Origin of the sequence: Streptococcus sp. CF7_Ac1-8, from assembly GCF_024295435.1 — a bacterium.
GTDB lineage: Bacteria > Bacillota > Bacilli > Lactobacillales > Streptococcaceae > Streptococcus > Streptococcus mitis_AP.
This window is the reverse complement of the sequence record NZ_JANCPI010000014.1, coordinates 22,740-47,670: the sequence shown is the minus strand read 5'-3', so window position 1 is coordinate 47,670 and position 24,931 is coordinate 22,740. Positions and strand designations below refer to the sequence as shown.

Below are 24,931 nucleotides of genomic sequence, written 5' to 3'. Positions count from 1 at the left end.
GATTCCTTTTAAGTTGCTTGATTACATGATGTGAAGAACATGTGCCACAATACCCACTGCGAAGAGTGCAAGGATAATAGTGATTGGAGATACTTTTTTCTTAAGCAAGTACATGCAAAGGAGAGTAAGGAGTAGTCCTGATAGTCCAGGGATCAACATATCCAAGTTTTGTTGGAAAGTAGTAACTTTTTCAGGTGTTTGAGACAATCCTTGTCCTACTTGTGCGAATGCTTCTTGAATACCTTTAGATCCTTCTGGCAATTTATCCCAATGGATATAAGCCTTTTCATCTAGTTGAACTTTGGCAACATCGAAAGCAAATTTAATATTTACCCAACGTTGAACAAGGACAGCAAGAATGAACATACCAAGGATAGAAGCGCCTTTAGTGATGTCTTGGAGGATACCGCCAGACATATCTTTAGTGATTTCTGATCCAGCCTTGTATCCAATCTCTTGTGTATACCACAAGAATGACATACGAATCAAGTTCCAAAGAACGAAGAAGAGGATTGGACCTAAGATATTACCAGTAAGGGCAAGTGAAGCACCGAGTGATCCAAGGATTGGGCGTACTGTAAACCAGAATACTGGGTCACCGATACCAGCAAGAGGTCCCATCATACCGATTTTAACCCCTTGGATAGCGGCATCATCAATTTCAACACCGTTAGCACGTTCTTCTTCAAGTGCAAGAGTAACCCCCATGATTGGAGCGGCTACGTATGGGTGAGTGTTGAAGAACTCAAGATGGCGTTCAAGAGCAGCGATTTGATCTTCTTTTTTAGTGTAGAGTTTTTTAAGAGCTGGAATTAATGAGTAAGCCCAACCCAAGTTTTGCATACGTTCATAGTTCCAAGAACCTTGTAAGAAAGTTGAACGCCACCAAACTTTTTTACGATCTGATTTAGTTAATTGAAGTTTTTCAGTCATGATGTTTTCAGTCCTTTCTTATCTTAGTAGTCTTCTAGGATATCGCCGATTGGGTCGTTAGAAGTTGCGGCTCCTCCGCCACCATTTCCACCAGTTTTAGAAAGGTGAAGGTAGATAAGAGCGATAGCAACACCGATAGCACCAAATCCGATTAGAGTAATATCTGACACGGCAGCAAGCACGAAACCGATAGCGAAGAATGGCCATACTTCACGAGTTGCCATCATGTTGATAACCATAGCGTAACCAACGGCAACGACCATACCACCACCGATAGCCATACCATCTTTGAGCCAATCAGGCATAGCATTTAGAATGCTTTGTACTGTTTCAGTTGGTACCATTAGAAGGAGTGCTGCAGGGACTGCAATACGAAGACCTTGAAGAAGAAGTGCGACAAAGTGAGCACGTTCAACTGCTTTGAAGTCACCTTTTTTAGCAGAAGCATCAGCAGTGTGAACCAATCCGACAGAGAGTGTACGGACAATCATAGTCAAGAATAGACCAGCAACTGCAAGAGGGATAGCAACCGCTTGGGCAACACCGATACCTGTCTTAGTAAAGTCGCCACCAAGAACCATGATAATGGCAGCAGCAACAGAAGCAAGAGCAGCGTCAGGAGCTACGGCAGCTCCGATGTTAGCCCAACCAAGGGCGATCATTTGAAGAGAACCACCAAGGATAATCCCTGCTTCAAGGTTACCAGTAACAAGACCGATAAGGGTACAAGCTACGATTGGTTGATGGAATTGGAACTGGTCGAGGATACCTTCAAGACCTGCTAGGAAGGCTACAACGACTACTAAAACCATAGAAATAATAGACATCTTTAAAATCCTTTCATAAAATCGATTATTGCACGTTTGCTTTGTTGATCAAGTCAAACAAATCTTTTTTGGTGTCGTTTGGTACTTTACGTACATCAAATTCAACACCAAGGTCACGCATTTTTTCAAATGTAGCAACGTCTTCTTTATCCATAGACAAAACGTTGTTAACCATTGTTTTACCAGTTGAGTGAGCCATTGATCCAACATTAAGAGTTTTGATTGGTACGCCACCTTCGATAGCACGAAGGGCATCTTGAGGTGTTTCAAACAAGATAAGGGCATGTGTTTCTCCGAAGCGAGGATCTTTTGCAACGTCGATTAGTTTTTGGATAGGAACAACGTTTGCTTTCACTTTACCTGGAGCTGCCTGTTTAATCAATTCTTTACGTAATTCGTCTTTAGCTACGTTATCTGAAGCAACGATGATACGGTCTGCTTTTGAATCTGGAGTCCAAGCAGTTGCAACCTGACCGTGAAGTAAACGAGTGTCTAGACGGGCAAGGTTGATTTTGAGTTTACCGTCTCCGATGACAGTTCCTTCTGGAATAGCAGCTTGGGCAACTGGAGCAGCTGCAGCGCTTGCTACTTCCTCAACTGGGTTTAGCTCTTCTGGAAGAGCTTTGATGCCATCTTTGGCTTCTTTAATAATATTCGCAGCGACTTTTTCTACACCTGCAGCAGCGTCCATCAGGCGCTCTGTGTAGGCTTGAATTAACATCGGTAAGTTAAGTCCTGTGATGATGGCAAACTTACGCTCAGGATTTTCTCCCATCACGCGACTAGCTTGGTTGAATGGAGATCCACTCCAAAGGTCAGCCAAAACTAGAACCTCATCTTCTGCGTCAAATGCAGCAACAGCGTTATTAAACTTAGCGTATAAATCATCAGGACCTTCATTTGGCATAAAGGTTACAACTTGAACCTTTTCTTGTTCACCAAAGATCATAGATCCTGACTGATGAATACCAGCAGCAAATTCGCCGTGGCTCGCAATAATGATTCCGATACTCATTATTGTCATTCCTCCTTTTTGTTGTTTCAGTTTTCTTTTAAGAAAACTTTAAGACTTTTTAAGTATAAACCGTTTTCATCTAAAAATCAACTATTTATCATAAAATAATTAAAAAGATTACATCTGAAAATATTGATATATTGAGTTTTAGAGAAGTTTTTTTGAATCCTTATTAAAAAATTTAATATAAAAAAGTTGGAAGCGCATTCCAACTTTTAAAATAGGTTTTTATTAGATTAGTGGGTGAAGTCGAGTACCATACGTCCTTGGATTTGACCTTTTTCCATTTCGTCGAAAATAGCTACGGCATCTTCGACTGGGCGTTTTTGAACAACTGGAACTACCAAACCTTCTGCACCGAATTGGAAGGCTTCTTCCAAGTCTTTACGAGTTCCAACAAGAGAACCGATGACTTGGATTCCATCTAGAACGGTTTTTACGATACTTAGTTCCATCATTTCAGAAGGAAGACCAACAGCGACTACGCGACCACCGGCACGAACTGAGTCAACAGCCTGATTGAAGGCAACTTTAGATACAGCAGTTACGACAGCTGAATGAGCTCCACCATCAGTTTTTTCCTTGATGAGTCCAGGTACATCATCAACTTCTAGGCCGTTAATAACGATATCAGCACCGACCTCTTTTGCAAGGGCAAGTTTGTCGTTATTGATATCAACTGCGATGACATGAGCATTGAATACTTTTTTAGCGTATTGAACAGCTAGGTTACCAAGTCCACCAGCACCGTAAAGAACAACCCATTGGCCTGGTTCAACTTTTGCTTCTTTAATAGCTTTATAGGTTGTTACACCAGCACATGTGATAGAAGAGGCTTGGGCTGGATCAAGTCCGTCAGGAACTTTAACAGCATAGTCTGCAGTTACGATACATTGTTCAGCCATACCACCATCTACTGAGTAGCCAGCATTTTTCACTGTACGGCAAAGAGTTTCACGGCCAGTTGTACAGTATTCGCAAGTACCACATCCTTCAAAGAACCAAGCAACGCTGACGCGGTCACCGACTTTAAGGCTTTTAACATCTGGGGCAATTTCTTTAACGATACCAACACCTTCGTGTCCTAGGACGCGTCCTGGTACTTGACCAAAGTCACCATGGGCAACGTGGAGGTCAGTGTGGCAAACACCACAGTATTCAATCTCTACAAGTGCTTCTCCAGTTTCAAGTGGACGGAGTACTTTTTCTTCAACAGCAACACCAGTGCTTTCTGGATTTACAACAACAGCTTTCATAGCTATCCTCCTTGATATTAACTGAGAGCAGGAGAAACAGGACTGGATTGATTTTGTGTCAACAGAGTCGAGTATGACGAGCTCTCTTGTATTTATATGTGAAGTATATCACAAAAGAAAGCCTTTCCCAAGGTTTTGGAGGCAAAAAATAGAATAATCGATTAACTGGTTGATGAGACTGTGAAAAGAGCACAAAGACCAGCTCGCAAGCTGGTCATACTCTTCGAAAATCTCTTCAAACCACGTCAGCTTCGCCTTGCCGTACTCAAGTACTGCCTACGGCTAGCTTCCTAGTTTGCTCTTTGATTTTCATTGAGTATCAGTATAGGTTATAAGAATAAGTCTTGTAGGGTTTTGGCAACCCCGTCTTGGTCATTGCTCAGGGAAATTTGCTCATCCGCATAAGGGAGTAGCTCTGGATTGGCATTTTTCATGGCATAGCCCTTCCCTGCAAAAGCGAGCATTTCGGTATCGTTGTGTTCATCTCCAAAGGCAATCAAATCTTTTTTGTCACGATTCATTACCTTGAGCAAGTAGTCCAAAGCAAATGCCTTATTGACACCTTTTGGGGTACACTCAAGGATATTGAGCGGACCTCCCCAGGTATTGATAGAAAGTTGATGCTGGTAGAAGGCGTTCATTTCTTTTGCCAAGGAATATTTGTCACTGGCTCTGGTCTGCAACAGAATACAGTTAGGGTCCTTGGTTACCAATTCAGGATTGAATTGATCTTCAGGCTGGAAAGCTTCTACACCAAATAGTTTAGGATTGGCAATTTCTTCATTAGGATTTGTAATGTAGAATTTTTTACGATATTCTCCAGCGATAAAATCGGCTTGAATATCTTCTGAACGTTGAACCATATCGAGCAGATATTTTTTGTCTACGGTCAAACACTTTTCAAAGTCCCAAGCTTGGTCTGGTAAATGAGTAAGGGAGCCGTTGAAATTAATCATAGGAGTGTCTAAGCCTAATTCACGGTAGAAATCTTTTGACATGCGGTAAGGGCGACCTGTTGTAATAATAACCTGATGCCCTTTTTCAGTAACTTTTTTAATAGTTTCTTTGGTAAAGTCAGAAATCTGACTGTCTGAGTTGAGCAGGGTTCCATCTAGGTCAACTGCAATAATTTTTTTCGTCATATAAACCTTTCTAGTGTCTTTCCAGATAAGATGTCTACTATTATAACAAAAAGCAGACAGAAAAGCAGATTCCAAACAAAAAATGAAATTCCATCAATTTCTTAAATAAATTAAACAAAGATGTTGAAAAAGTGAATGATAAATGATATAATTCTATTATTGTTCGTAAAAATTAAAAGGAGATTAATAATGGACAAATTATTTAAACTAAAAGAGAACGGTACAGACGTTCGTACAGAGGTTCTCGCTGGTTTAACAACTTTCTTTGCAATGAGTTATATTCTCTTTGTAAACCCACAAATTCTTTCGCAAACAGGGATGCCTGCTCAGGGTGTATTCCTCGCAACGATTATCGGTGCAGTTGCTGGTACCCTGATGATGGCCTTCTACGCCAACTTACCTTATGCTCAAGCACCAGGTATGGGTCTTAACGCCTTCTTTACCTTCACAGTCGTATTTGGACTTGGTTATTCTTGGCAAGAAGCCTTGGCTATGGTCTTCATCTGTGGAATTATCTCATTGATTATTACCTTGACAAATGTTCGTAAAATGATCATTGAATCGATTCCAAATGCTCTTCGTTCAGCTATTTCAGCTGGTATCGGTGTCTTTCTTGCCTACGTGGGAATTAAGAATGCTGGACTTTTGAAATTTACGATTGATCCAGGCAACTATACTGTTGTAGGAGAAGGGGCTGACAAGGCTCAAGCAACGATTGCGGCAAACTCTTCAGCAGTTCCAGGCTTGGTCAGCTTTAATAATCCAGCTGTTTTGGTGGCTCTTGCAGGACTTGCCATTACTATCTTCTTTGTTATCAAAGGGATTAAAGGGGGAATTATTCTCTCTATCTTGACAACAACTGTTCTTGCTATCGCAGTTGGTTTGGTAGATTTGTCTAGTATCGATTTTGCTAACAACCATGTTGGTGCAGCCTTTGAAGACTTGAAGAGAGTCTTTGGTGCGGCTCTTGGTTCAGAAGGTTTGGGAGCTTTGATTTCAGATACAGCTCGCTTGCCTGAAACTCTTATGGCTATTCTTGCCTTTTCGTTGACAGATATTTTTGACACAATTGGTACTTTGATCGGTACTGGTGAAAAAGTTGGTATCGTAGCGACAAATGGTGAAAATCATCAATCAGCTAAGTTGGACAAGGCTCTTTACTCTGATTTGATTGGTACTTCAATTGGTGCTATCGCCGGTACTTCAAACGTAACGACTTATGTTGAGTCTGCTGCTGGTATTGGTGCAGGTGGACGTACAGGTTTGACAGCCTTGGTTGTGGCAATCTGTTTTGCAATTTCAAGCTTCTTTAGCCCACTTCTAGCTATCGTACCAACAGCTGCTACAGCTCCAATCTTGATTATCGTCGGAATTATGATGTTGGCTAGCTTGAAAAATATCCATTGGGATGATATGGCTGAAGCGGTTCCTGCCTTCTTCACATCTATCTTTATGGGATTCAGCTACTCTATCACTCAAGGGATTGCAGTTGGTTTCTTGACTTACACTTTGACTAAGCTTGTCAAAGGTCAAGCTAAAGATGTTCATGTAATGATTTGGATTTTGGATGCCTTGTTTATCCTTAACTACATCAGCATGGCCTTATAATAGGATGACCCAGGGGGACTTTCCCCCTTTTTTAATACAAAGGAGATAGGTGATGAAAGAGAAAAGTATCTGGAAAGAATTATTGAATCGTGCAGGTTGGCTGTTAATCTTTCTGCTAGCGACAATTTTATATCAGATTCCTATAGGGGTTACTGCTATTTTAACTTTAAATGCAGTACCATTGTTACAGTCAGGACTGATAGTTGCTGGTATTTCAATTGTAGTTTTAGTACTATTTATTTTTGGAGCTCGTAAAACGCAATTAGCAAGTTTTAATTTTTCATTTTTTAGAGCTAAGGATTTGGCACGATTAGGCTTGAGTTATTTAGTCATTATCTGTTCAAATATACTTGGTTCTATCTTGTTACAACTGTCAAATGAGACGACAACAAGTAACCAGTCTCAGATTAACGATATGGTTCAGAATAGTTCGTTGATTTCCAGTTTCTTCTTGCTGGCCTTGCTTGCTCCAATTTGTGAGGAAATCTTGTGCCGTGGGATTGTTCCTAAAAAGATTTTCCGAGGCAAGGAGAATTTGGGATTTGTAGTCGGTACGATTGTGTTTGCTTTATTGCATCAACCAAGTAATTTACCTTCTTTATTGATTTATGGAGGTATGTCGATCGTTCTATCTTGGACGGCTTACAAGACCCAACGTTTGGAAATGTCTATCTTACTTCACATGATTGTGAATGGGGTTGCTTTCTGTTTGTTGGCTCTCGTGGTGATTTTGAGTCGGACATTAGGGATCTCTGTTTAAGATTTTTGACAATTGCTTACTTGTTTCTACTGGGAAAAAGATGAATGCAATCGTGTCCATCTTTTTCTTTTTATGGTAAAATAGAGAAATAATATGGTGAAAAGCCTTGAGGGAGTGACCGATATGTCAAGTAAAGCCAATCATGCAAAGACAGCTATTTGCGGAATTATCAATGTAACCCCAGACTCCTTTTCGGACGGTGGTCAATTTTTTGCTCTTGAGCAAGCACTCCAGCAGGCTCGTAAATTGATAGCAGAAGGAGCCAGCATGCTAGATATCGGCGGAGAATCGACTCGGCCGGGAAGCAGCAGCTATGTTGAGATAGAAGAGGAAATCCAGCGTGTTGTTCCAGTGATTAAAGCGATTCGCAAGGAAAGTGATGTCCTCATCTCTATTGATACTTGGAAAAGTCAGGTGGCAGAGGCTGCTTTGGCTGCTGGTGCCAATCTAGTCAATGATATCACTGGTCTCATGGGTGATGAAAAAATGGCCCATGTGGTTGCTAAGGCTGGAGCGAAAGTAATCATTATGTTTAATCCAGTCATGGCTCGACCTCAGCATCCTAGCTCGCTCATCTTTCCTCATTTTGGTTTTGGACAAGCTTTTACAGAGGAAGAGTTAGCTGACTTTGAAAAATTGCCAATCGAAGAGTTGATGGAGACTTTTTTTGAACGAGCACTAGCGAGAGCAGAGGAAGCTGGGATTGCTCAAGAAAACATCCTGCTGGATTCAGGAATTGGCTTTGGTCTGACCAAGAAAGAAAATCTGCTTCTTTTACGGGATCTGGATAAACTACATCAGAAAGGCTATCCAATCTTTCTCGGAGTGTCGCGCAAGCGGTTTGTCATCAATATTCTTGAAGAAAATGGTTTTGAAGTCAATCCTGAGACAGAACTTGGTTTCCGCAATCGAGATACGGCTTCGGCTCATGTAACCAGTATCGCTGCGAGACAGGGTGTGGAAGTGGTGCGCGTGCATGATGTAGTTAGTCACAGGATGGCAGTTGAAATTGCCTCCGCCATTCGTCTGGCTGATGAAGCGGAAGATTTAGATTTAAAACAATATAAATAAGATGAAAGAAATTCAAAACAATCAGTGGATTGCTAACTACCGGACGGACCAACCGCATTTTGGCTTGGAACGAATGGAGGAACTATTAGCTTTGCGTGGCAATCCCCATCTCAAACTCAAGGTCATCCATATCGGAGGGACCAATGGCAAGGGTTCGACCATTGCTTTTTTGAAAAAGATGCTAGAAAAGCTAGGGCTGAGAGTTGGCGTGTTTAGCTCGCCCTATCTCATTCATTATACAGACCAGATTAGCATCAATGGGGAATCTATCCCAGAGGCTAGACTAGAAGCCCTCATGGCAGACTATCAGTCTTTGTTGGAAGGGGAATCGGCTACCAATTTGCAGGGGACAACTGAGTTTGAAATAATTACAGCTATAGCCTATGATTACTTTGCCTCAGAGCAAGTAGATGTGGCTATCATGGAAGTCGGCATGGGTGGGCTTTTAGATAGTACCAATGTCTGCCAGCCTATTTTAACAGGAATTACGACCATTGGATTGGACCATGTAGCCCTACTTGGTGACACCTTGGAAGCCATAGCAGAGCAGAAAGCTGGTATTATCAAACAAGGTATTCCCTTGGTGACAGGTCGTATTGCTCCAGAAGCTTTGGCTGTGATTGACCGCATTGCGGAAGGGAAAGATGCGCCGAGATTTGCCTACGGGACAGATTATCAGGTCCGCCATCAAAAGAGTATGGTTACAGGCGAAGTCTTTGACTATACAAGTGTTGTCAGACAAGGTCGCTTCCAAACTGGCCTGTTGGGTTTGCACCAGATAGAGAATGCTGGGATGGCCATAGCTTTACTTGATACTTTTTGTCAAGAAGATGGTCGAGAGCTAGCAAGCAATCACTTGCTTGCTCAAGCTTTGGAAGAAACAAGTTGGCCAGGGCGTTTGGAAATCGTGTCAAGAGATCCCTTGATGATTTTGGATGGAGCCCACAATCCCCATGCTATTAAGGCTTTATTAGCAACCTTGCAAGAACGTTTTGCAGATTATCGTAAGGAAATCCTCTTTACTTGTATCAAAACCAAGGCCTTGGAGGATATGTTGGACTTGCTGGGGGCCATGCCAGATACCGAGCTTACTCTGACACATTTTGACGATAGTCGGGCGACTGATGAAAACGTGCTGAAAGAGGCAGCTAAGTCTAGAAATCTCAGCTACCAAGGTTGGCAGGATTTTCTAGAGCAGAAATTGACAGATAAAAAAGAAGAGAAACAAACAGTTAGGATTGTCACAGGTTCCTTGTATTTCTTGAGCCAAGTGAGAGCCTATCTGATGGAGGGGAAAAACGAGAATGGATACACAAAAGATTGAAGCAGCTGTAAAAATGATTATCGAGGCTGTAGGAGAGGACGCTAATCGCGAGGGCTTGCAGGAAACACCTGCTCGTGTGGCTCGTATGTACCAAGAGATTTTTTCAGGTCTTGGTCAAACAGCGGAGGAACATTTGTCAAAATCCTTTGAGATTATTGATGATAATATGGTGGTAGAAAAGGATATCTTTTTCCATACCATGTGTGAACACCACTTCTTACCATTTTATGGGAAAGCGCACATTGCCTACATCCCAGATGGACGTGTGGCAGGTTTGTCTAAGCTGGCCCGTACGGTTGAAGTGTATTCGAAAAAGCCACAAATTCAAGAACGTTTGAATATCGAGGTGGCCGATGCTTTGATGGAGTATCTAGGTGCTAAAGGAGCCTTTGTTGTTATTGAGGCGGAACATATGTGTATGAGCATGCGTGGTGTCAGAAAACCTGGCACTGCAACCTTGACGACAGTAGCTCGTGGTCTATTTGAAACAGATAAGGACCTCCGAGACCAGGCTTATCGTTTAATGGGACTATAAAAAGAATCCGCTTTGGGCGGATTTTTCTAGAAAGGAATCATTATGGATCAACTGCAGATTAAAGATTTGGAAATTTTTGCCTATCATGGTCTTTTTCCTAGTGAAAAAGAATTGGGGCAGAAGTTTGTCGTTTCAGCCATCTTATCCTATGATATGACCAAGGCGGCTACAGACTTGGATTTAACAGCCTCTGTCCATTATGGAGAATTGTGTCAGCAGTGGACGACTTGGTTTCAGGAGAGCACTGAGGATTTGATTGAAACGGTAGCCTACAAACTGGTAGAACGTACCTTTGAGACTTATCCTCTTGTCCAAGAAATGAAGCTGGAACTCAAAAAGCCCTGGGCACCAGTGCATTTGCCACTAGATACTTGCTCAGTGACCATCTATCGCCGCAAGCAACGGGCTTTTATCGCCCTAGGAAGCAACATGGGGGATAAGCAAGCCAACTTGAAGCAAGCCATTGAGAAAATGCGATCTCGTGGCATCCATATTCTCAAAGAGTCTAGTGTCTTGACGACGGAGCCTTGGGGTGGCGTGGAGCAGGATAGTTTTGCCAATCAAGTGGTTGAGGTTGAAACCTGGTTACCTGCCCCAGTTCTATTAGAGACTTTGTTAGCCATTGAGTCAGAGATGGGACGGGTGAGAGAAGTGCATTGGGGACCTCGTTTGATTGATTTGGACTTGCTCTTTGTGGAGGACCAGGTCATTTATACAGACGACCTTATCTTGCCTCATCCTTACATAGCAGAACGTCTTTTTGTCCTTGAATCATTACAAGAACTTGCGCCTCATTTTATCCATCCTACCTTAAAGCAGCCTATCCGCAACTTGTATAATGCTTTGAAAAAATAGAAAAACTCTAGTTTTCAGTCACTTGTAACTGAAGGCTAGAGTTTTTATACTCTTCGAAAATCTCTTCAAACCACGTCAGCTTCCATCTGCAACCTCAAAACAGTGTTTTGAGCAGCTTGTGGCTAGCTTCCTAGTTTGCTCTTTGATTTTCCTTGAGTATTAAAATAGGTCATTTTCTTCTGGGAGGAGGATAGTTTCTCTACCGTCCATGTCTAAAACCAGTACTCTGGGCGGATAAAGAGGGTCGAAAGGGTGGTTAAAGTCAAAATCAATAGCTGTAGGGAGATGTTGACTTGAAAAGTGGAAGGTGATTTTTCCATGGTTATTGAGCAATTGAAACTCGAGTTCTTCTTCCAATTCAAAGACATTTTTTAAGAAGTGGTCAATAATATACCAAAAAGAGTCAATGACATCATCAGGCAAGCTGGTAACAATTCCAAAACTAGCAGACCGCATGTGGGTATTGGTAAAAGCCATATTTCTGCCCCCTTTCTTTTCCATTATCATACAGCAAATAGGATTAAAAATCAAGAAAAGGTGTTTTTTTCTTTATAAACATAGTTTTCTATGAAATTTTTTTCAAATAATCTTCAAAAAATACTTGAAAGTGTTTACAAATAGTGATAAAATGGAATAAGTAGAATCATGAAAACGAAATTTTCATACCGTCTCTTTTTTTGGAGTCTCGTGAGGTATGATATAGAAAGGAAATAGAATGAATACAGACGATACAGTAACGATTTATGATGTCGCCCGTGAAGCAGGAGTTTCAATGGCGACGGTTAGCCGTGTAGTCAATGGCAATAAGAATGTAAAAGAGAACACCCGTAAAAAAGTGCTTGAGGTGATTGATCGTTTGGATTACCGTCCAAATGCCGTGGCGCGTGGTCTTGCAAGTAAAAAGACAACCACTGTCGGTGTCGTGATCCCAAATATTACCAATGGCTATTTCTCAACGCTTGCTAAAGGGATTGATGATATCGCTGAAATGTACAAGTACAATATCGTCCTTGCTAATAGTGATGAGGACGATGACAAGGAAGTTTCAGTTGTCAATACACTATTTTCTAAGCAAGTGGATGGTATCATCTTTATGGGGTACCACTTGACTGAAAAAATTCGTTCAGAGTTTTCTCGCTCTCGGACACCAGTTGTTCTTGCAGGAACTGTGGATGTAGAACATCAGCTTCCAAGTGTCAATATTGACTACAAACAAGCAACGATTGATGCAGTAACCTACCTTGCTAAAGAAAATGAGCGCATTGCTTTCGTTAGCGGTCCACTAGTGGATGACATCAATGGTAAGGTTCGTTTGGTTGGCTACAAGGAAGCCTTGAAAAAAGCAGGTATTTCTTATAGCGAAGGATTGGTATTTGAATCTAAATACACTTATGAGGATGGCTATGCCTTGGCAGAACGCTTGATTTCATCAAATGCAACTGCAGCAGTTGTGACAGGTGATGAATTGGCAGCAGGTGTCTTGAATGGTTTGGCTGATCGCGGTGTGTCAGTACCAGAAGAGTTTGAAATCATTACTAGTGATGATTCACAAATCTCACGCTTTACCCGTCCAAACTTGACAACTATCGCCCAACCTCTCTATGACCTTGGTGCTATTAGCATGCGTATGTTGACTAAGATTATGCACAAGGAAGAGTTGGAAGAACGTGAAGTTCTCTTACCTCATGGTTTGACAGAACGCCGCTCAACACGAAAACGTAAATAGAAAAAATCAGGGAATCGTGAAGATTTCCTGATTTGTTTTTAGAGAAGAGACTTACCCTTCCATATAGTCTTTCAAAGCCTGTCCTGTTAGTCCGGCATTGAGGGCAATGAGGAGCTTTAGGCGGGCTTTTTGGGCGTTGAGTTCTTTAACAAAGAAGACACCAGATTTTTGCAACTGCACGCCCCCGCCCTGGTAGGCATAAACAGGTTCCGCAATACCGTTAAAGCATCGTGAAACAAGGGCGACTGGGATTCCTTTTTGCAGAAGGCTTTCTAACTTTTCAGCCGTTTCTTTGGGAATATTACCAGCTCCGAAGGCTTGGATAATCAAACCGTCCAATTGTTCCAAATCAAGCATATCAATCAGCTCATCTGTCATACCAGCATAAGCAGAGATGATAGGGACTAAGCCTTGTATGTGATTAAGGTCAAAGCGAACACGAGGTTCAGCTGTTTTAAAGTAGAGGATTTCCTGTTTCATAATCAGACCAAGTGGACCGTGTGTTGGAGTCTGGAAGGTGCTGACGTTGGTTGTATGCGTTTTGGTAACATACTTGGCAGCGTGGATTTCATCGTTCATAACGACCAAAACTCCTTTGTCAGCAGCCTTGTCATCGCTAGCTACCCGCAAAGCACTCAGATAATTATAAACACCGTCACTGCCGAGTTCGTTGGAGCTGCGCATGGCTCCTGTTAGAACAATTGGCATGTGGGGAACTTCCATGGTGTCAAGGAAATAGGCTGTTTCCTCTAAAGTATCGGTCCCATGTGTGATCACCACTCCATCGTAGTTAGCAGCTTCCTCTTTAATTTTTTGGTAGAGGGCTAGCATATGATTGGGTTTGATATGAGGGCTTGGCAGGTTAAAAAAGTCCAAGGCGTGGACTTGGATTCCTTCAAGTGGGTTGGACACGTGGTTCATGGGATTATCTGAACTAGTCACAACAGCGCCAGAAGCATCGGCCTGCATGGAAATAGTCCCACCTGTATGTAAAACAAGGATTTTCTTAGGCATGATTTACTCACTCTTTCTGAAATGTGGTATAATCATTGTATCACAAAAGGGGAGATTGGGATAGGATGGAAGTCAAAGCTGTTTTTTTTGATATCGATGGAACCTTGGTCAACGATCGCAAGAGTGTTTTGAAATCCACTAAGGACGCGATTAAAATTGTCAAAGAACAAGGGGTGCTAGTTGGTGTAGCGACAGGGCGAGGACCTTTTTTTGTTAAGGAATTGATGGACGATTTGAATCTGGATTTTGCGGTAACCTATAATGGCCAGTATATCTTTACTAAAGACAGAGTCTTGTTCACGAGCCCAATTTCCAAGTTACATTTGCGCCAGCTCATTACGTATGCTAAAAAAGAGGGCAAGGAGATTGCCCTAGGGACCAAGGATGCCATGCTGGGTTCCAAAATCATGTCTTTTGGTCTGGGTTCGTTTTCCCAACGAATCAGTCGCTTCGTTCCCTCTGTTTTAACTCGGACGGTGAGTCATTCCTTTAATCGTATGGTCAGCAAGGTTGTTCCCCAAAAGGAAGAAGACCTGCTTGATCTAATGAATCAGCCTATCTACCAAGTTTTGATGTTGATGACGCCAGAAGAATCTGAGAAGGCAGCAGCTGATTTTGAAGACTTGAAATTGACACGTAGTAATCCATTTGCAGCGGATGTCATCAATCAAGGTAATTCTAAATTGGAAGGTATTCGCAGAGTTGGGAAAGAATATGGCTTTGACCTCAACCAAGTGATGGCCTTTGGTGACTCAGATAACGACCTAGAAATGCTTGCAGGTGTGGGTATGTCGGTCGCTATGGGAAATGGTAGTAGCAGTGTCAAGGAAGTTGCCAAGCATATCACTACCAGCAATCAGCAAGACGGAATTCACAAGGCCTTGGAACATTTTGGTGTTTTGGCTTCAGAAAAAGTCTTTGTCAGCCGTGACTATCATTTCAATAAGGTCAAGACCTTCCACCACATGATGGATGAACGAACTCAAGAAGAACCTCGAGCTTGGGATTTAGAAGGTGCAACCCACAGGGCTGGTTTTAAAATAGAAGAATTGGTGGAGTTTGTTCGAGCGGCCAGTCCTTCTGAAGAGGACTTTGGTCAAGCTCTATCGCAACTTCATCAGGCTCTTGATAAGGCAGCAGATAAAGTAGCTAAGAAGACGCCAGCCCAGGAAGATTTGGTGGGGCAAGTGGATGCCCTGATTGACACGCTTTACTTTACCTATGGTAGTTTTGTTTTGATGGGGGTGGACCCAGAACGTATTTTTGATATTGTCCATCAGGCCAATATGGGGAAAATTTTCCCAGATGGCAAGGCTCATTTTGATCCAGTGACCCACAAAATTTTAAAACCAGATGATTGGGAAGAAAAATATGCTCCAGAACCTGCTATTAAAAAGGAACTGCAGCGCCAGCTCAAGGCTTACGAACGCCATAAAGAGAGAAAAGAACAGTAAAAAGGAGCTCTGGGCTCCTTTTCTTTGCGACTATAAGGTTTTTTCTTGTTCTCTCACAACCAGCAAATCGACCTTAGCATGGCGGAGGATGTATTCAGATGAAGAACCAACCAAGAGGCGTTCAAAGGCGTTGAGACCAGTGGCACCAACAAGGATGAGGTCCACTTCCTCAGCATCGGGAATAGTACGTGCCAGTAGGGTCTTTGGATTTCCCATTTCAATGACGATGTGAACATCTGCCACACCAGCATCTTTAGCACGTTTTTCGTACTCTTTCATCAGACTTTCAGCGTCTACTTGGAGTTCTTCGTAAACTTCAGCATCAAAGGTGGATACGCTTTGGAGAGCGCGTGTGTCAATGACATGTGCGATGGTGAGTTTAGCGTCGTTTCGTAGAGCAGAATGAACTCCCTTGACAAAAGCCAAGTCCGCTTCCTTAGAACCATCGATTGCGACCATGATATTTTGGTAACGTTGTGCCATAATGAAACCTCCTGAAATTTTCTTACTATAATTGTAAACCTTTTCACTATAGAAGTAAAGCAAAAAAAGTATTTTTCAAAAGAATGTTAGCGCTTAAAATCTATATAAATATATGATAAAATAAAAGAAAGGATAGCAGGAAATAAGTGAAGGGAGGGAGAATGATGAAAAACTCTTTTCAAAAATCAAATTCCTTTTATTATGGAATTATCCTAGTTTCAGTCTTGGTAGAAGTTATCATGATCTGGCAATTAGAGAGTCTGGTACCGCTTCTTTATCCAGGTTTTATCGGCTTTTTAGTCTTTCATTTACTCTACCATTTGGTATTATTCCTAGTCGCTAAACGAAGTGGGCGTTGGGATTACTTGATGATATGGGGGCTTTTCCTCATGTTCAATCTTCTCTATGACTCCTTTTTAGGCTTGCTTTTTCTAGGTTTATCTTTTGGTATGTGATCTGTCTTTGCAAAACACCTGCTATCTCCTCTGTCTTAACCTCGCTTTTAGTGAGGTTTTTCTTCTGTAGGATTTTAGTAACACATTTCAGTAAACTTGTCGCATTTTCTTTCTAGTGGTATAATGTTACTATCCTGATGAATTGAGGAAACAAGATGAAAGAATATAACAAGTCTAGTAAGTTAGAGCATGTTGCTTATGATATCCGTGGTCCTGTTTTGGAAGAAGCCATGCGAATGCGAGCAAACGGAGAAAAGATTTTACGTCTGAATACAGGAAATCCAGCAGAATTTGGCTTTACAGCGCCAGACGAGGTCATTCATGACTTGATTATGAATGCGCGTGATAGTGAAGGTTACTCTGACTCCAAAGGGATTTTCTCAGCCCGTAAGGCTATCATGCAGTATTGCCAATTGAAGAAATTTCCTAACGTAGATATTGATGATATTTACCTTGGAAATGGTGTCAGTGAGCTGATTGTCATGTCCATGCAGGGACTTTTGGACAATGGGGATGAGGTCTTGGTGCCTATGCCAGACTATCCTCTATGGACAGCTGCTGTCAGCCTAGCTGGAGGAAATGCCGTTCACTATATCTGTGATGAAGCTGCAGAATGGTACCCAGATATTGACGATATCAAGTCAAAAATCACTTCCAATACCAAGGCAATCGTCCTTATCAATCCAAATAACCCAACTGGAGCCCTTTATCCGAAGGAACTCTTGCTGGAGATTATTGAGATTGCCCGTCAAAACGATTTGATTATCTTTGCGGATGAAATCTATGACCGCATGGTTATGGATGGACATGTGCATACGCCTGTGGCTAGTTTGGCACCAGATGTTTTCTGTGTCAGCATGAATGGTCTATCAAAATCCCACCGTATTGCTGGTTTCCGTGTGGGTTGGATGGTCTTGTCTGGACCTAAGACTCATGTCAAGGGATATATCGAAGGGCTCAATATGCTATCCAATATGCGCCTTTGCTCTAACGTTTTGGCCCAACAAGTCGTACAAACTTCCTTGGGTGGTCACCAATCAGTTGATGAATTGCTCCTTCCTGGTGGACGAATTTACGAGCAAAGAAACTTCATCTACAATGCCATTCAAGATATTCCAGGTTTATCTGCTGTTAAACCCAAGGCTGGACTCTATATCTTCCCTAAAATCGACCGCAATATGTACCGCATCGATGATGATGAGCAGTTTGTCCTTGATTTCTTGAAGCAGGAAAAGGTTCTCTTGGTTCATGGTCGAGGCTTTAACTGGCAGGAACCAGACCACTTCCGTATCGTTTACCTTCCTCGTGTTGATGAACTGGCCCAAATCCAAGAAAAGATGACTCGATTCTTAAAACAGTATCGTAGATAGGGCTTACATTCGAAAAAGCTGGAAACATTTGCCTTGAGCTATTGACAAAAGTGAAAGAATCAGATAGAATAGTAAAGTATGTTTAGTAACTGATCACTTTATAGCCGGCTAAACGAATACAAAATCTATGAGGAGGTATTCATCGTGAAACGTACTTATCAACCAAGTAAACTTCGTCGTGCGCGCAAACACGGATTCCGTAACCGTATGTCAACTAAAAACGGTCGTCGCGTATTGGCAGCTCGTCGTCGTAAAGGACGCAAAGTTTTGGCTGCATAATCCAAACGAACCATAACAAAAATCAGTAGGAACTCGAGTCTACTGATTTTTATTTTTGTAAAAAAAGTTCAAAAGGCTTTATATTTTTGCTCAAATAGTGTATAATATTTCACATACTGTAAAAATGGAGAATAATCATGAAGAAATCAAAAGTTATGCTTTTTGGAGCTATGGCTTTGACAGCAGGTCTAGCTCTAGCGGCATGTGGGTCTTCCCAATCAAGTAATGCAGACAAGACTTACTCTTATATCTTTGTCAATAACCCAGATACCTTGGATTATATTACCTCTACACGAGATTCTACATCTAGTATCACAACCAACTTGATTGATGGTTTGTTAGAAAATGACCAGTATGGCAATCTCATCCCGTCTATGGCTGAGTCATGGACAGTGTCAAAAGATGGTTTGACTTACACTTATAAAATCCGTCAGGGAGCTAAATGGTATACTTCTGAAGGAGAAGAGTATGCGGATGTAACAGCTCATGACTTTGTGACTGGTCTCAAGTATGCGGCTGATAAAAAGGCTGAAAACTTGTACTTGGTACAAGACTCTATCAAGGGACTAGCAGACTATGTTGAAGGGAAATCATCTGATTTTGCAACTGTTGGTGTTAAGGCGGTGGATGATTACACGCTACAATACACTCTCAACCAACCTGAGAGTTATTGGAACTCTAAAACAACAGCAAGTATTCTTAGTCCTGTAAATGAAGCTTTCTTGAAGTCTAAGGGAGATGACTTTGGAAGTGTGACACCATCAAGTATCTTGTCAAATGGTCCTTACTTGTTTAAGTCCTTCACATCAAAATCTTTGATTGAGTTTGATAAAAACCCTAACTACTGGGATAAGGACAATGTCAAAATCGAGAAAGTGAAACTCTCTTTCTTTGACGGTTCTGACCAAGACAGTATTGCAAGAGGATTCTTGGATGGTAACTATACAGATGGTCGTATTTTCCCAACAAGTTCAGTATTTGCTGAGCTTAAGAAGGGAAATGAGGACAAGATTACCTATACACCACAAAACTCAGTTACTTTCTACTATCTTTTCAACGTTAATCGTCAAAGCTATAAGCAGACGATGAAACAGTCTGATAAGGAAAAGACAGATTCACGCGCAGCTATGCAGAATAAAGATTTCCGTCAAGCTATCAACTTTGCCTTTGACCGTCATGCCTATGCAGCACAGACAAATGGTGAAGATGGAGCAGACCGTATCTTGCGTAACACGGTTACACCAAGTAACTTTGTCCAAGTTGGTGATAAGAACTTCGGTGATATTGTCAATGAGAAAATTGTCAACTACGGTAAAGATTGGGCAAATATCGACCTAAACGATGGTAAACAAGCCTTCTTGAATCCTGAAAAGGCCAAAGAGAAGTTTGCGAAGGCCAAAGAAAGTCTTCAAGCTCAGGGAGTAACTTTCCCAATTCATTTGGATATGCCAGTTGACCAGACTGCTAAGTTAGATGTACAACAGGCCGGCTCTTTCAAACAAACAGTGGAAGAAACCCTTGGTAAGGAGAATGTGGTCATCGATGTTATCCAACTTTCTCCAGATGAAAAAGACCAAGCAACCTACTTTGCAGATACAGCAGAACAAAAAGACTATGACATCGACATTTCAGGATGGGGTGGAGATTACTCAGATCCTAAAACTTACCTAGATATCCTTAATCCAGATACAGGTTCTCAGTTGAAAAACATGGGCTTGTCTGAAGGAAAAGACAAGGAAGTTAAGGACAAGATTGGTCTTGCTGACTACAAGAAACTCTTGGATCAGGCAGACGCAGAAATCACAGATACTCAAGCTCGCTATGAAAAATATGCTGAAGCCCAAGCTTGGTTGACAGATAGCGCCTTGTTCCTACCAGTTCAAAGTGGTGGAGCTAACCCAATCTTCCGTAAGACTGTACCGTTTACAGGACCATTCTCATTCGTTGGTCATAAAGGAAATGCGGATAACTACAAATATGTTGAATTACAAAAAGAGCCAGTAACTGTTAAACAGTACCAAGAACTCTACGAAAAATGGCTAAAAGAAAAAGCTGAGTCAAATAAAAAAGCTCAGGAAGATTTAGCTAACCACATTCAATAATATTCCTAGTCATGCTTTGCAGTTAAGCATAGTGATAGGATTCAGAAAAAGGCCTTACCAGACGCTTATTGGTTCTGGTAGGGCCTTTTCTTTATTCTTTTAAGTGATATGAGTAGCTAGCGACAACGACGTCTTGGTGCCAACGAAGGGCGTATTTGAGTTTGAGACTCATCTGATTGTGCAGGATATTTTGCCAAGGTTTATTAGGGATAAACTGGGGTACCAGAACAGTGACTGTATAGTTCTTTTTCTGGGCTTCCTCGGATATCCGTTTGACATACTTGACAGTAGGCGTGATGATATCGCGGTAGCTGGTCTTGATATTTTTCAGAGTAATGGTTGGGAAGTAATCGGCAAATTCTTGGAGAATTTCTTGGTCTTTCTCTGCTGTTTCCTTAGTAGAAATGTGCATGGCTAAGACTTCGTCACCGATACTTTGGGCGTAGTTAATGGCTCCAACGCTGACTCGGGTGACATTTCCTACGAGGACCAGAACCAGATTGCCGTCGTAAGTACGTTTTTCGATTCCTTCATAGAGTCGTAGTTGTTGGGCAACTTTTTGGTAATGACTGTGAATGGCCAAGAAAAGTAGGGTGAGTACGAGAATAATCGGGAAGAAAGGCCAGATATCACTGAGACGGAAAAAGAGCAGGATTAGCACGATAGCGTAGCAAATGATAGCTCCAAGGATATTGGCAAGGGCAGGTTTTAAGAAATTTGCCCCTTTTTCTTTTTTCCAATGGCGAATCATCCCAGTCTGAGAAAGGGCAAAGGGAACGAAGACCCCGATAGTATAAAGGGGAATCAAACGTTCGGTATTGCCATTAAAAATGAGAAGAAGAATCATAGCCCCAAAAGCCAGAGTTAAAATTCCATTAGAGTAGCCTAGGCGGTCTCCTTTTTCCATAAAGAGATGGGGCATGTATTTGTTTTTAGCCATATTGTAAGCTAGCATAGGGAAGGCCGAAAAGCCAGTATTTGCAGCTACGGCCAAAATCAAGGCTGTGGAGAATTGGAAGATATAATAGCCAAGGTGACCTAAGAAGGAATTACCAAGGATGCCTTGAGCCATCTGTGAAAGAATAGTTTCTCCGTGTTGAGGCATAATCCCCATCCAGTAGTTTAGGAAGGTAATGCCTGCAAAAAGAAAACCTAAAATCAAGGCCATGATGGTCAAGGTCTGAGCGGCATTCTTTTCTTTCGGAGCCTTGAAAAAGGGAACGGCATTTGAAATAGCTTCAACTCCTGTCAGAGAGGCAGAGCCGCTGGTAAAGGCTCTTAGAATGAGAACGATAGACAGGCTCGGAGCAGCATGCCCAATAGGTGAAGTTGCCTGATAGCTGAGAGACCCTGTCATTAGTTGAAAGATTCCGTAGAGCAAGAGAAAGACAGTACTGATGATAAAGAGATAGACAGGAATCATCAGTGAACTGGCAGATTCTTTTAAGCCCCGTAAATTCAAGAGCATAAGCAAGCAAACTAGAAAAATGGAAATGTGGAGGTTGTAAGGGTGGAGAGCAGGGAGAGCTGCTGTGATAGCATCGGCTCCAGATGACACCGATACCGCCACAGTCAGCATGTAGTCAACCAGCAGACTACCTCCAGCAATTAAGCCAAGTTCGGGAGATAGATTTTCTCGAGTAACCATATAGGCCCCTCCTCCTTGAGGGTAGGCATGGATGATTTGACGGTAGGAGACGGTCAGGCTAGCTAGGAGTAGGAGGACAAAGAGGCCGATAGGAAGACTCCACCATATCGCAAGAGGAGAGAGACTAGCCAAGACGAGGACTACTTGCTCAGGCCCATAGGCAATGGAAGATAGAGCGTCGCTTGACAACATGGCCAAGGCCTGCATTTTTCCCAGCAGACCTCCCTCGCCTTCTGTTAAGGACTTAAGAGGACGACCGATAAAGGTCTGTTTTAATTTTGTAAACATTGTATTTTCCTTTTCTGAAAATTTCAATAAGTGCTATTATACTGCTTTGGGAAAATAGCGTCAAGAGACGACGATGGATTTTAGAATATTTTGTACAGATGAGGAGAGAGGGCAGTTTTTTGGTATAATAGAAGATAGAAAACGAGGTTAGAAGAGATGATTTTTGATACACATACACACTTGAATGTAGAAGAATTTGCAGGTCATGAGGCAGAAGAAATCGCCTTAGCTGCTGAGATGGGTGTGACACAGATGAATATTGTTGGTTTTGATAAACCGACGATTGAGCGTGCCTTGGAGTTGGTAGATGAGTATGACCAGCTCTATGCGACTATTGGTTGGCATCCGACAGAAGCAGGGACTTACACGGAGGAGATTGAAGCCTACTTGCTTGATAAGCTCAAGCATCCCAAGGTTGTTGCTTTAGGTGAGATTGGTTTGGACTACCATTGGATGACAGCGCCAAAAGAGGTGCAGGAGCAGGTTTTTCGCCGTCAGATTCAGTTATCTAAGGACTTGGATTTACCTTTTGTTGTCCATACTCGTGATGCGCTGGAAGATACCTATGAGATTATCAAAAGTGAGGGCGTTGGTCCTCGTGGTGGGATTATGCACTCATTTTCAGGGACTCTTGAGTGGGCAGAGAAGTTTGTCGCGCTTGGCATGACTATTTCCTTCTCAGGAGTGGTGACTTTTAAGAAGGCCACCGACATCCAAGAGGCGGCTAGAGAACTTCCTTTGGACAAGATTTTGGTGGAGACGGATGCGCCTTACTTGGCTCCTGTTCCTAAACGTGGTCGTGAAAATAAAACAGCCTACACTCGCTATGTAGTGGACTTTATCGCCGACTTACGTGGTATGACGACAGAAGAGCTAGCGGCGATAACAACTGCAAATGCAGAACGAATTTTTGGATTGGACAGCAAGTAATGAAAGAAAAAATTTCCCAAGTTATCGTGGTCGAAGGGCGCGATGATACGGCCAATCTCAAACGCTATTTCGATGTAGAGACCTATGAGACACGAGGTTCTGCCATCAATGAGCAAGATATTGCACGTATTCAGCGCCTACATGAGCTTCATGGAGTCATTGTCTTTACAGACCCAGATTTTAATGGGGAGCGGATTCGTCGCATGATTATGACGGCTATTCCAACAGTTCAGCATGCCTTCCTCAAACGAGATGAAGCTGTTCCCAAGTCCAAGACCAAGGGCCGTTCTCTGGGAATTGAGCATGCCAGCTATGAAGACCTGAAAATGGCTCTAGCTCAGATTACAGAACAATTTGAACATGAGAGTCAGTTTGATATCAGTCGTAGCGACTTGATTCGCCTTGGTTTTCTAGCAGGGGCAGACAGCCGTAAGCGACGAGAATATCTAGGAGAGGCTCTCCGAATTGGCTATTCCAACGGCAAGCAACTCCTCAAACGCCTAGAGTTGTTTGGGGTTACCTTGGCAGAAGTGGAAGAAGCTATGAAATCTTATGAGAACAGCTAAGCAGACCCCAAATGTAAGGGGAATGTGTTACAATAGTAGTAAGTAGATTTATGTCAGGGGATTCACTTTGATAATATTTAAATAGATGTTTACAAGGAAAGAGTGAAATGAAAATACGAGTTGATAGAGATTCTGTCTGTATGGGTGATGATGTTTTCTCTCATCAGATGGATCTTGATGTCCCGGAGGATATGACAGTTGAGGAGTTTTGTAGTTTTCTTCAAAAGGACAGATATCTGCCTAGATTGGATACGGAATGGCTTCTACGACATGGTGGAAAGACAATAACAAGTTATAATACAGAAACAAAAGAATTGACGAATCCAAATGTTTATTTAAAAGACCTGATTCATCAGGGTTCTAGAGGAAATGATTTTGTTTGGATATATCGTCGTTCATATTAGAAAAGAGAATAAATGAGAATTGCAGATTACAGCGTGACCAAGGCAGTGCTGGAGCGTCACGGTTTTACCTTTAAAAAGTCCTTCGGGCAAAATTTTTTGACGGATACCAATATTCTTCAAAAAATCGTGGATACGGCTGAGATTGATGACCAGGTTAATGTCATCGAAATCGGGCCAGGGATTGGTGCCTTGACCGAGTTTCTGGCTGAGCGTGCAGCAGAGGTCATGGCCTTTGAAATTGACCATCGTTTGGTACCGATTTTGGCAGATACCTTGCGTGATTTTGACAATGTTACCGTAGTCAACGAGGACATTCTCAAGGTTGATTTGGCGCAACATATCCAGAATTTCAAAAATCCTGACCTGCCAATCAAGGTAGTGGCTAATTTACCTTACTACATCACGACGCCTATTCTCATGCACTTAATCGAGAGTGGGATTCCTTTTAGTGAGTTTGTTGTTATGATGCAGAAAGAAGTGGCAGACCGCATTTCAGCCCAGCCGAATACCAAGGCTTACGGTAGCTTGTCGATTGCGGTGCAGTATTACATGACTGCCAAGGTTGCTTTCATCGTGCCTCGTACGGTCTTTGTGCCAGCGCCAAACGTGGACTCTGCTATTTTGAAAATGGTGCGTCGTCCAGAACCAGCCGTAGCAGTGGAAGACGAGAACTTCTTCTTTAAGGTTTCTAAGGCTAGTTTCACTCATCGACGCAAGACTTTATGGAATAACCTGACAGGTTACTTTGGCAAGACTGAAGAGGTCAAGGACAAGCTGACCAAGGCTTTGGACCAAGCAGGCTTGTCACCAAGTGTGCGTGGGGAAGCTCTCAGCTTGGCAGAATTTGCCAGCCTAGCAGATGCACTTAAAGGACAAGGACTTTAAA

Annotated in this window: 25 protein-coding genes; 16 read left to right on the top strand and 9 right to left on the bottom strand. The window is 42.2% G+C overall.

What is annotated here, in order from left to right:
• Positions 1-21 precede the first annotated feature (21 nt).
• The 5 genes from NMM26_RS07845 to NMM26_RS07825 form a co-directional block, all read right to left on the bottom strand.
• Positions 22-933 carry a PTS system mannose/fructose/sorbose family transporter subunit IID gene (locus tag NMM26_RS07845; protein ID WP_000136864.1) on the bottom strand — a complete coding sequence of 304 codons (912 nt, stop codon included), beginning with the start codon at positions 931-933 and terminating at the stop codon, positions 22-24.
• Between the two features lie 23 nt (positions 934-956).
• Positions 957-1,760 (bottom strand): PTS mannose/fructose/sorbose transporter subunit IIC, encoded by an 804-nt coding sequence (locus NMM26_RS07840; protein WP_000022716.1) that lies wholly within the window; start codon positions 1,758-1,760, stop codon positions 957-959.
• 25 nt (positions 1,761-1,785) lie between these two features.
• A complete protein-coding gene (locus NMM26_RS07835) occupies positions 1,786-2,775 on the bottom strand; it encodes a PTS sugar transporter subunit IIB (protein WP_000021970.1) in 990 nt (329 codons plus the stop codon).
• 236 nt (positions 2,776-3,011) lie between these two features.
• Positions 3,012-4,031 (bottom strand): alcohol dehydrogenase AdhP, encoded by a 1,020-nt coding sequence (adhP, locus tag NMM26_RS07830; protein ID WP_000649182.1) that lies wholly within the window; start codon positions 4,029-4,031, stop codon positions 3,012-3,014.
• 329 nt (positions 4,032-4,360) lie between these two features.
• Positions 4,361-5,173: a Cof-type HAD-IIB family hydrolase gene (locus NMM26_RS07825; protein WP_254754156.1), complete on the bottom strand. Its 813-nt coding sequence runs from the start codon at positions 5,171-5,173 to the stop codon at positions 4,361-4,363.
• 189 nt (positions 5,174-5,362) lie between these two features.
• Here NMM26_RS07825 and NMM26_RS07820 point away from each other — a divergent pair, with 189 nt between their 5' ends.
• The 6 genes from NMM26_RS07820 to folK all read left to right on the top strand — a co-directional run bounded on the left by NMM26_RS07820 (position 5,363) and on the right by folK (position 11,326).
• Positions 5,363-6,781, top strand: a complete 1,419-nt coding sequence (locus tag NMM26_RS07820; RefSeq protein WP_254754155.1) for an NCS2 family permease — start codon at positions 5,363-5,365, stop codon at positions 6,779-6,781.
• A gap of 52 nt (positions 6,782-6,833) precedes the next feature.
• Positions 6,834-7,541, top strand: coding sequence for a CPBP family intramembrane glutamic endopeptidase (locus NMM26_RS07815; RefSeq protein ID WP_254754154.1), 708 nt, complete (start codon positions 6,834-6,836; stop codon positions 7,539-7,541).
• A 93-nt stretch (positions 7,542-7,634) separates the two neighbouring features.
• A complete protein-coding gene (gene folP, locus NMM26_RS07810; RefSeq protein ID WP_254754153.1) occupies positions 7,635-8,612 on the top strand; it encodes a dihydropteroate synthase in 978 nt (325 codons plus the stop codon).
• A gap of 1 nt (position 8,613) precedes the next feature.
• Positions 8,614-9,936, top strand: a complete 1,323-nt coding sequence (locus tag NMM26_RS07805) for a folylpolyglutamate synthase/dihydrofolate synthase family protein (RefSeq protein ID WP_254754152.1) — start codon at positions 8,614-8,616, stop codon at positions 9,934-9,936.
• Positions 9,917-10,471, top strand: coding sequence for a GTP cyclohydrolase I FolE (gene folE, locus NMM26_RS07800; RefSeq protein WP_000380913.1), 555 nt, complete (start codon positions 9,917-9,919; stop codon positions 10,469-10,471). Before NMM26_RS07805 ends, folE begins: the two co-directional genes overlap by 20 nt.
• Before the next feature lie 42 nt (positions 10,472-10,513).
• Positions 10,514-11,326 (top strand): 2-amino-4-hydroxy-6-hydroxymethyldihydropteridine diphosphokinase, encoded by an 813-nt coding sequence (folK, locus tag NMM26_RS07795; protein ID WP_254754151.1) that lies wholly within the window; start codon positions 10,514-10,516, stop codon positions 11,324-11,326.
• 159 nt (positions 11,327-11,485) lie between these two features.
• On the opposite strand, the gene NMM26_RS07790 is transcribed toward folK, so the two are convergent.
• Positions 11,486-11,803, bottom strand: coding sequence for a DUF960 domain-containing protein (locus NMM26_RS07790; RefSeq protein ID WP_033681210.1), 318 nt, complete (start codon positions 11,801-11,803; stop codon positions 11,486-11,488).
• A gap of 238 nt (positions 11,804-12,041) precedes the next feature.
• Here NMM26_RS07790 and ccpA point away from each other — a divergent pair, with 238 nt between their 5' ends.
• A complete protein-coding gene (gene ccpA / locus NMM26_RS07785) occupies positions 12,042-13,052 on the top strand; it encodes a catabolite control protein A (RefSeq protein ID WP_254754150.1) in 1,011 nt (336 codons plus the stop codon).
• Positions 13,053-13,103: 51 nt separating this feature from the next.
• Here the strand turns inward: ccpA and NMM26_RS07780 are convergent, their stop codons facing one another.
• A complete protein-coding gene (locus NMM26_RS07780) occupies positions 13,104-14,066 on the bottom strand; it encodes an asparaginase (protein WP_125443423.1) in 963 nt (320 codons plus the stop codon).
• Positions 14,067-14,131: 65 nt separating this feature from the next.
• On the opposite strand from NMM26_RS07780, the gene NMM26_RS07775 reads away from it, so the two are divergent.
• Positions 14,132-15,520: a Cof-type HAD-IIB family hydrolase gene (locus NMM26_RS07775; RefSeq protein WP_254754149.1), complete on the top strand. Its 1,389-nt coding sequence runs from the start codon at positions 14,132-14,134 to the stop codon at positions 15,518-15,520.
• A 30-nt stretch (positions 15,521-15,550) separates the two neighbouring features.
• Here NMM26_RS07775 and NMM26_RS07770 read toward each other — a convergent pair whose 3' ends face one another.
• Positions 15,551-16,003, bottom strand: a complete 453-nt coding sequence (locus tag NMM26_RS07770) for a universal stress protein (protein ID WP_000079148.1) — start codon at positions 16,001-16,003, stop codon at positions 15,551-15,553.
• A 161-nt stretch (positions 16,004-16,164) separates the two neighbouring features.
• On the opposite strand from NMM26_RS07770, the gene NMM26_RS07765 reads away from it, so the two are divergent.
• The 4 genes from NMM26_RS07765 to NMM26_RS07750 all read left to right on the top strand — a co-directional run bounded on the left by NMM26_RS07765 (position 16,165) and on the right by NMM26_RS07750 (position 20,209).
• Positions 16,165-16,458, top strand: coding sequence for a hypothetical protein (locus tag NMM26_RS07765; protein WP_004241144.1), 294 nt, complete (start codon positions 16,165-16,167; stop codon positions 16,456-16,458).
• 155 nt (positions 16,459-16,613) lie between these two features.
• Positions 16,614-17,828: a pyridoxal phosphate-dependent aminotransferase gene (locus NMM26_RS07760; protein ID WP_000666455.1), complete on the top strand. Its 1,215-nt coding sequence runs from the start codon at positions 16,614-16,616 to the stop codon at positions 17,826-17,828.
• Between the two features lie 144 nt (positions 17,829-17,972).
• A complete protein-coding gene (gene rpmH / locus NMM26_RS07755) occupies positions 17,973-18,107 on the top strand; it encodes a 50S ribosomal protein L34 (protein ID WP_000831905.1) in 135 nt (44 codons plus the stop codon).
• 137 nt (positions 18,108-18,244) lie between these two features.
• A complete protein-coding gene (locus tag NMM26_RS07750) occupies positions 18,245-20,209 on the top strand; it encodes a peptide ABC transporter substrate-binding protein (protein ID WP_254754148.1) in 1,965 nt (654 codons plus the stop codon).
• A gap of 91 nt (positions 20,210-20,300) precedes the next feature.
• Here the strand turns inward: NMM26_RS07750 and NMM26_RS07745 are convergent, their stop codons facing one another.
• Complete coding sequence (locus NMM26_RS07745) at positions 20,301-22,145, bottom strand: APC family permease (RefSeq protein ID WP_254754147.1); 1,845 nt, start codon at positions 22,143-22,145, stop codon at positions 20,301-20,303.
• Between the two features lie 156 nt (positions 22,146-22,301).
• Here NMM26_RS07745 and NMM26_RS07740 point away from each other — a divergent pair, with 156 nt between their 5' ends.
• The 4 genes from NMM26_RS07740 (at position 22,302) to rsmA (ending at position 24,930) form a co-directional block, all read left to right on the top strand.
• A complete protein-coding gene (locus NMM26_RS07740; RefSeq protein WP_033684736.1) occupies positions 22,302-23,075 on the top strand; it encodes a TatD family hydrolase in 774 nt (257 codons plus the stop codon).
• Entirely contained in the window at positions 23,075-23,641 is a 567-nt protein-coding gene (gene rnmV, locus NMM26_RS07735; RefSeq protein ID WP_000659993.1) for a ribonuclease M5, read from the top strand. The genes NMM26_RS07740 and rnmV overlap by 1 nt, the downstream gene beginning before the upstream one ends.
• A gap of 107 nt (positions 23,642-23,748) precedes the next feature.
• Entirely contained in the window at positions 23,749-24,045 is a 297-nt protein-coding gene (locus NMM26_RS07730; protein WP_061864500.1) for a hypothetical protein, read from the top strand.
• 12 nt (positions 24,046-24,057) lie between these two features.
• Complete coding sequence (gene rsmA, locus NMM26_RS07725) at positions 24,058-24,930, top strand: 16S rRNA (adenine(1518)-N(6)/adenine(1519)-N(6))-dimethyltransferase RsmA (RefSeq protein ID WP_001216838.1); 873 nt, start codon at positions 24,058-24,060, stop codon at positions 24,928-24,930.
• The last annotated feature ends 1 nt before the right edge of the window (position 24,931 follow it).

Excerpts from the sequence above, each read along its gene's own strand:
- NMM26_RS07845 (WP_000136864.1), bottom strand. The coding sequence starts at position 933 with ATGACTGAAAAACTTCAATTAACTAAATCAGATCGTAAAAAAGTTTGG.
- NMM26_RS07840 (WP_000022716.1), bottom strand. The coding sequence starts at position 1,760 with ATGTCTATTATTTCTATGGTTTTAGTAGTCGTTGTAGCCTTCCTAGCA.
- NMM26_RS07835 (WP_000021970.1), bottom strand. The coding sequence starts at position 2,775 with ATGAGTATCGGAATCATTATTGCGAGCCACGGCGAATTTGCTGCTGGT.
- adhP (WP_000649182.1), bottom strand. The coding sequence starts at position 4,031 with ATGAAAGCTGTTGTTGTAAATCCAGAAAGCACTGGTGTTGCTGTTGAA.
- NMM26_RS07825 (WP_254754156.1), bottom strand. The coding sequence starts at position 5,173 with ATGACGAAAAAAATTATTGCAGTTGACCTAGATGGAACCCTGCTCAAC.
- NMM26_RS07820 (WP_254754155.1), top strand. The coding sequence starts at position 5,363 with ATGGACAAATTATTTAAACTAAAAGAGAACGGTACAGACGTTCGTACA.
- NMM26_RS07815 (WP_254754154.1), top strand. The coding sequence starts at position 6,834 with ATGAAAGAGAAAAGTATCTGGAAAGAATTATTGAATCGTGCAGGTTGG.
- folP (WP_254754153.1), top strand. The coding sequence starts at position 7,635 with ATGGTGAAAAGCCTTGAGGGAGTGACCGATATGTCAAGTAAAGCCAAT.
- NMM26_RS07805 (WP_254754152.1), top strand. The coding sequence starts at position 8,614 with ATGAAAGAAATTCAAAACAATCAGTGGATTGCTAACTACCGGACGGAC.
- folE (WP_000380913.1), top strand. The coding sequence starts at position 9,917 with ATGGATACACAAAAGATTGAAGCAGCTGTAAAAATGATTATCGAGGCT.
- folK (WP_254754151.1), top strand. The coding sequence starts at position 10,514 with ATGGATCAACTGCAGATTAAAGATTTGGAAATTTTTGCCTATCATGGT.
- NMM26_RS07790 (WP_033681210.1), bottom strand. The coding sequence starts at position 11,803 with ATGGCTTTTACCAATACCCACATGCGGTCTGCTAGTTTTGGAATTGTT.
- ccpA (WP_254754150.1), top strand. The coding sequence starts at position 12,042 with ATGAATACAGACGATACAGTAACGATTTATGATGTCGCCCGTGAAGCA.
- NMM26_RS07780 (WP_125443423.1), bottom strand. The coding sequence starts at position 14,066 with ATGCCTAAGAAAATCCTTGTTTTACATACAGGTGGGACTATTTCCATG.
- NMM26_RS07775 (WP_254754149.1), top strand. The coding sequence starts at position 14,132 with ATGGAAGTCAAAGCTGTTTTTTTTGATATCGATGGAACCTTGGTCAAC.
- NMM26_RS07770 (WP_000079148.1), bottom strand. The coding sequence starts at position 16,003 with ATGGCACAACGTTACCAAAATATCATGGTCGCAATCGATGGTTCTAAG.
- NMM26_RS07765 (WP_004241144.1), top strand. The coding sequence starts at position 16,165 with ATGATGAAAAACTCTTTTCAAAAATCAAATTCCTTTTATTATGGAATT.
- NMM26_RS07760 (WP_000666455.1), top strand. The coding sequence starts at position 16,614 with ATGAAAGAATATAACAAGTCTAGTAAGTTAGAGCATGTTGCTTATGAT.
- NMM26_RS07750 (WP_254754148.1), top strand. The coding sequence starts at position 18,245 with ATGAAGAAATCAAAAGTTATGCTTTTTGGAGCTATGGCTTTGACAGCA.
- NMM26_RS07745 (WP_254754147.1), bottom strand. The coding sequence starts at position 22,145 with ATGTTTACAAAATTAAAACAGACCTTTATCGGTCGTCCTCTTAAGTCC.
- NMM26_RS07740 (WP_033684736.1), top strand. The coding sequence starts at position 22,302 with ATGATTTTTGATACACATACACACTTGAATGTAGAAGAATTTGCAGGT.
- rnmV (WP_000659993.1), top strand. The coding sequence starts at position 23,075 with ATGAAAGAAAAAATTTCCCAAGTTATCGTGGTCGAAGGGCGCGATGAT.
- NMM26_RS07730 (WP_061864500.1), top strand. The coding sequence starts at position 23,749 with ATGAAAATACGAGTTGATAGAGATTCTGTCTGTATGGGTGATGATGTT.
- rsmA (WP_001216838.1), top strand. The coding sequence starts at position 24,058 with ATGAGAATTGCAGATTACAGCGTGACCAAGGCAGTGCTGGAGCGTCAC.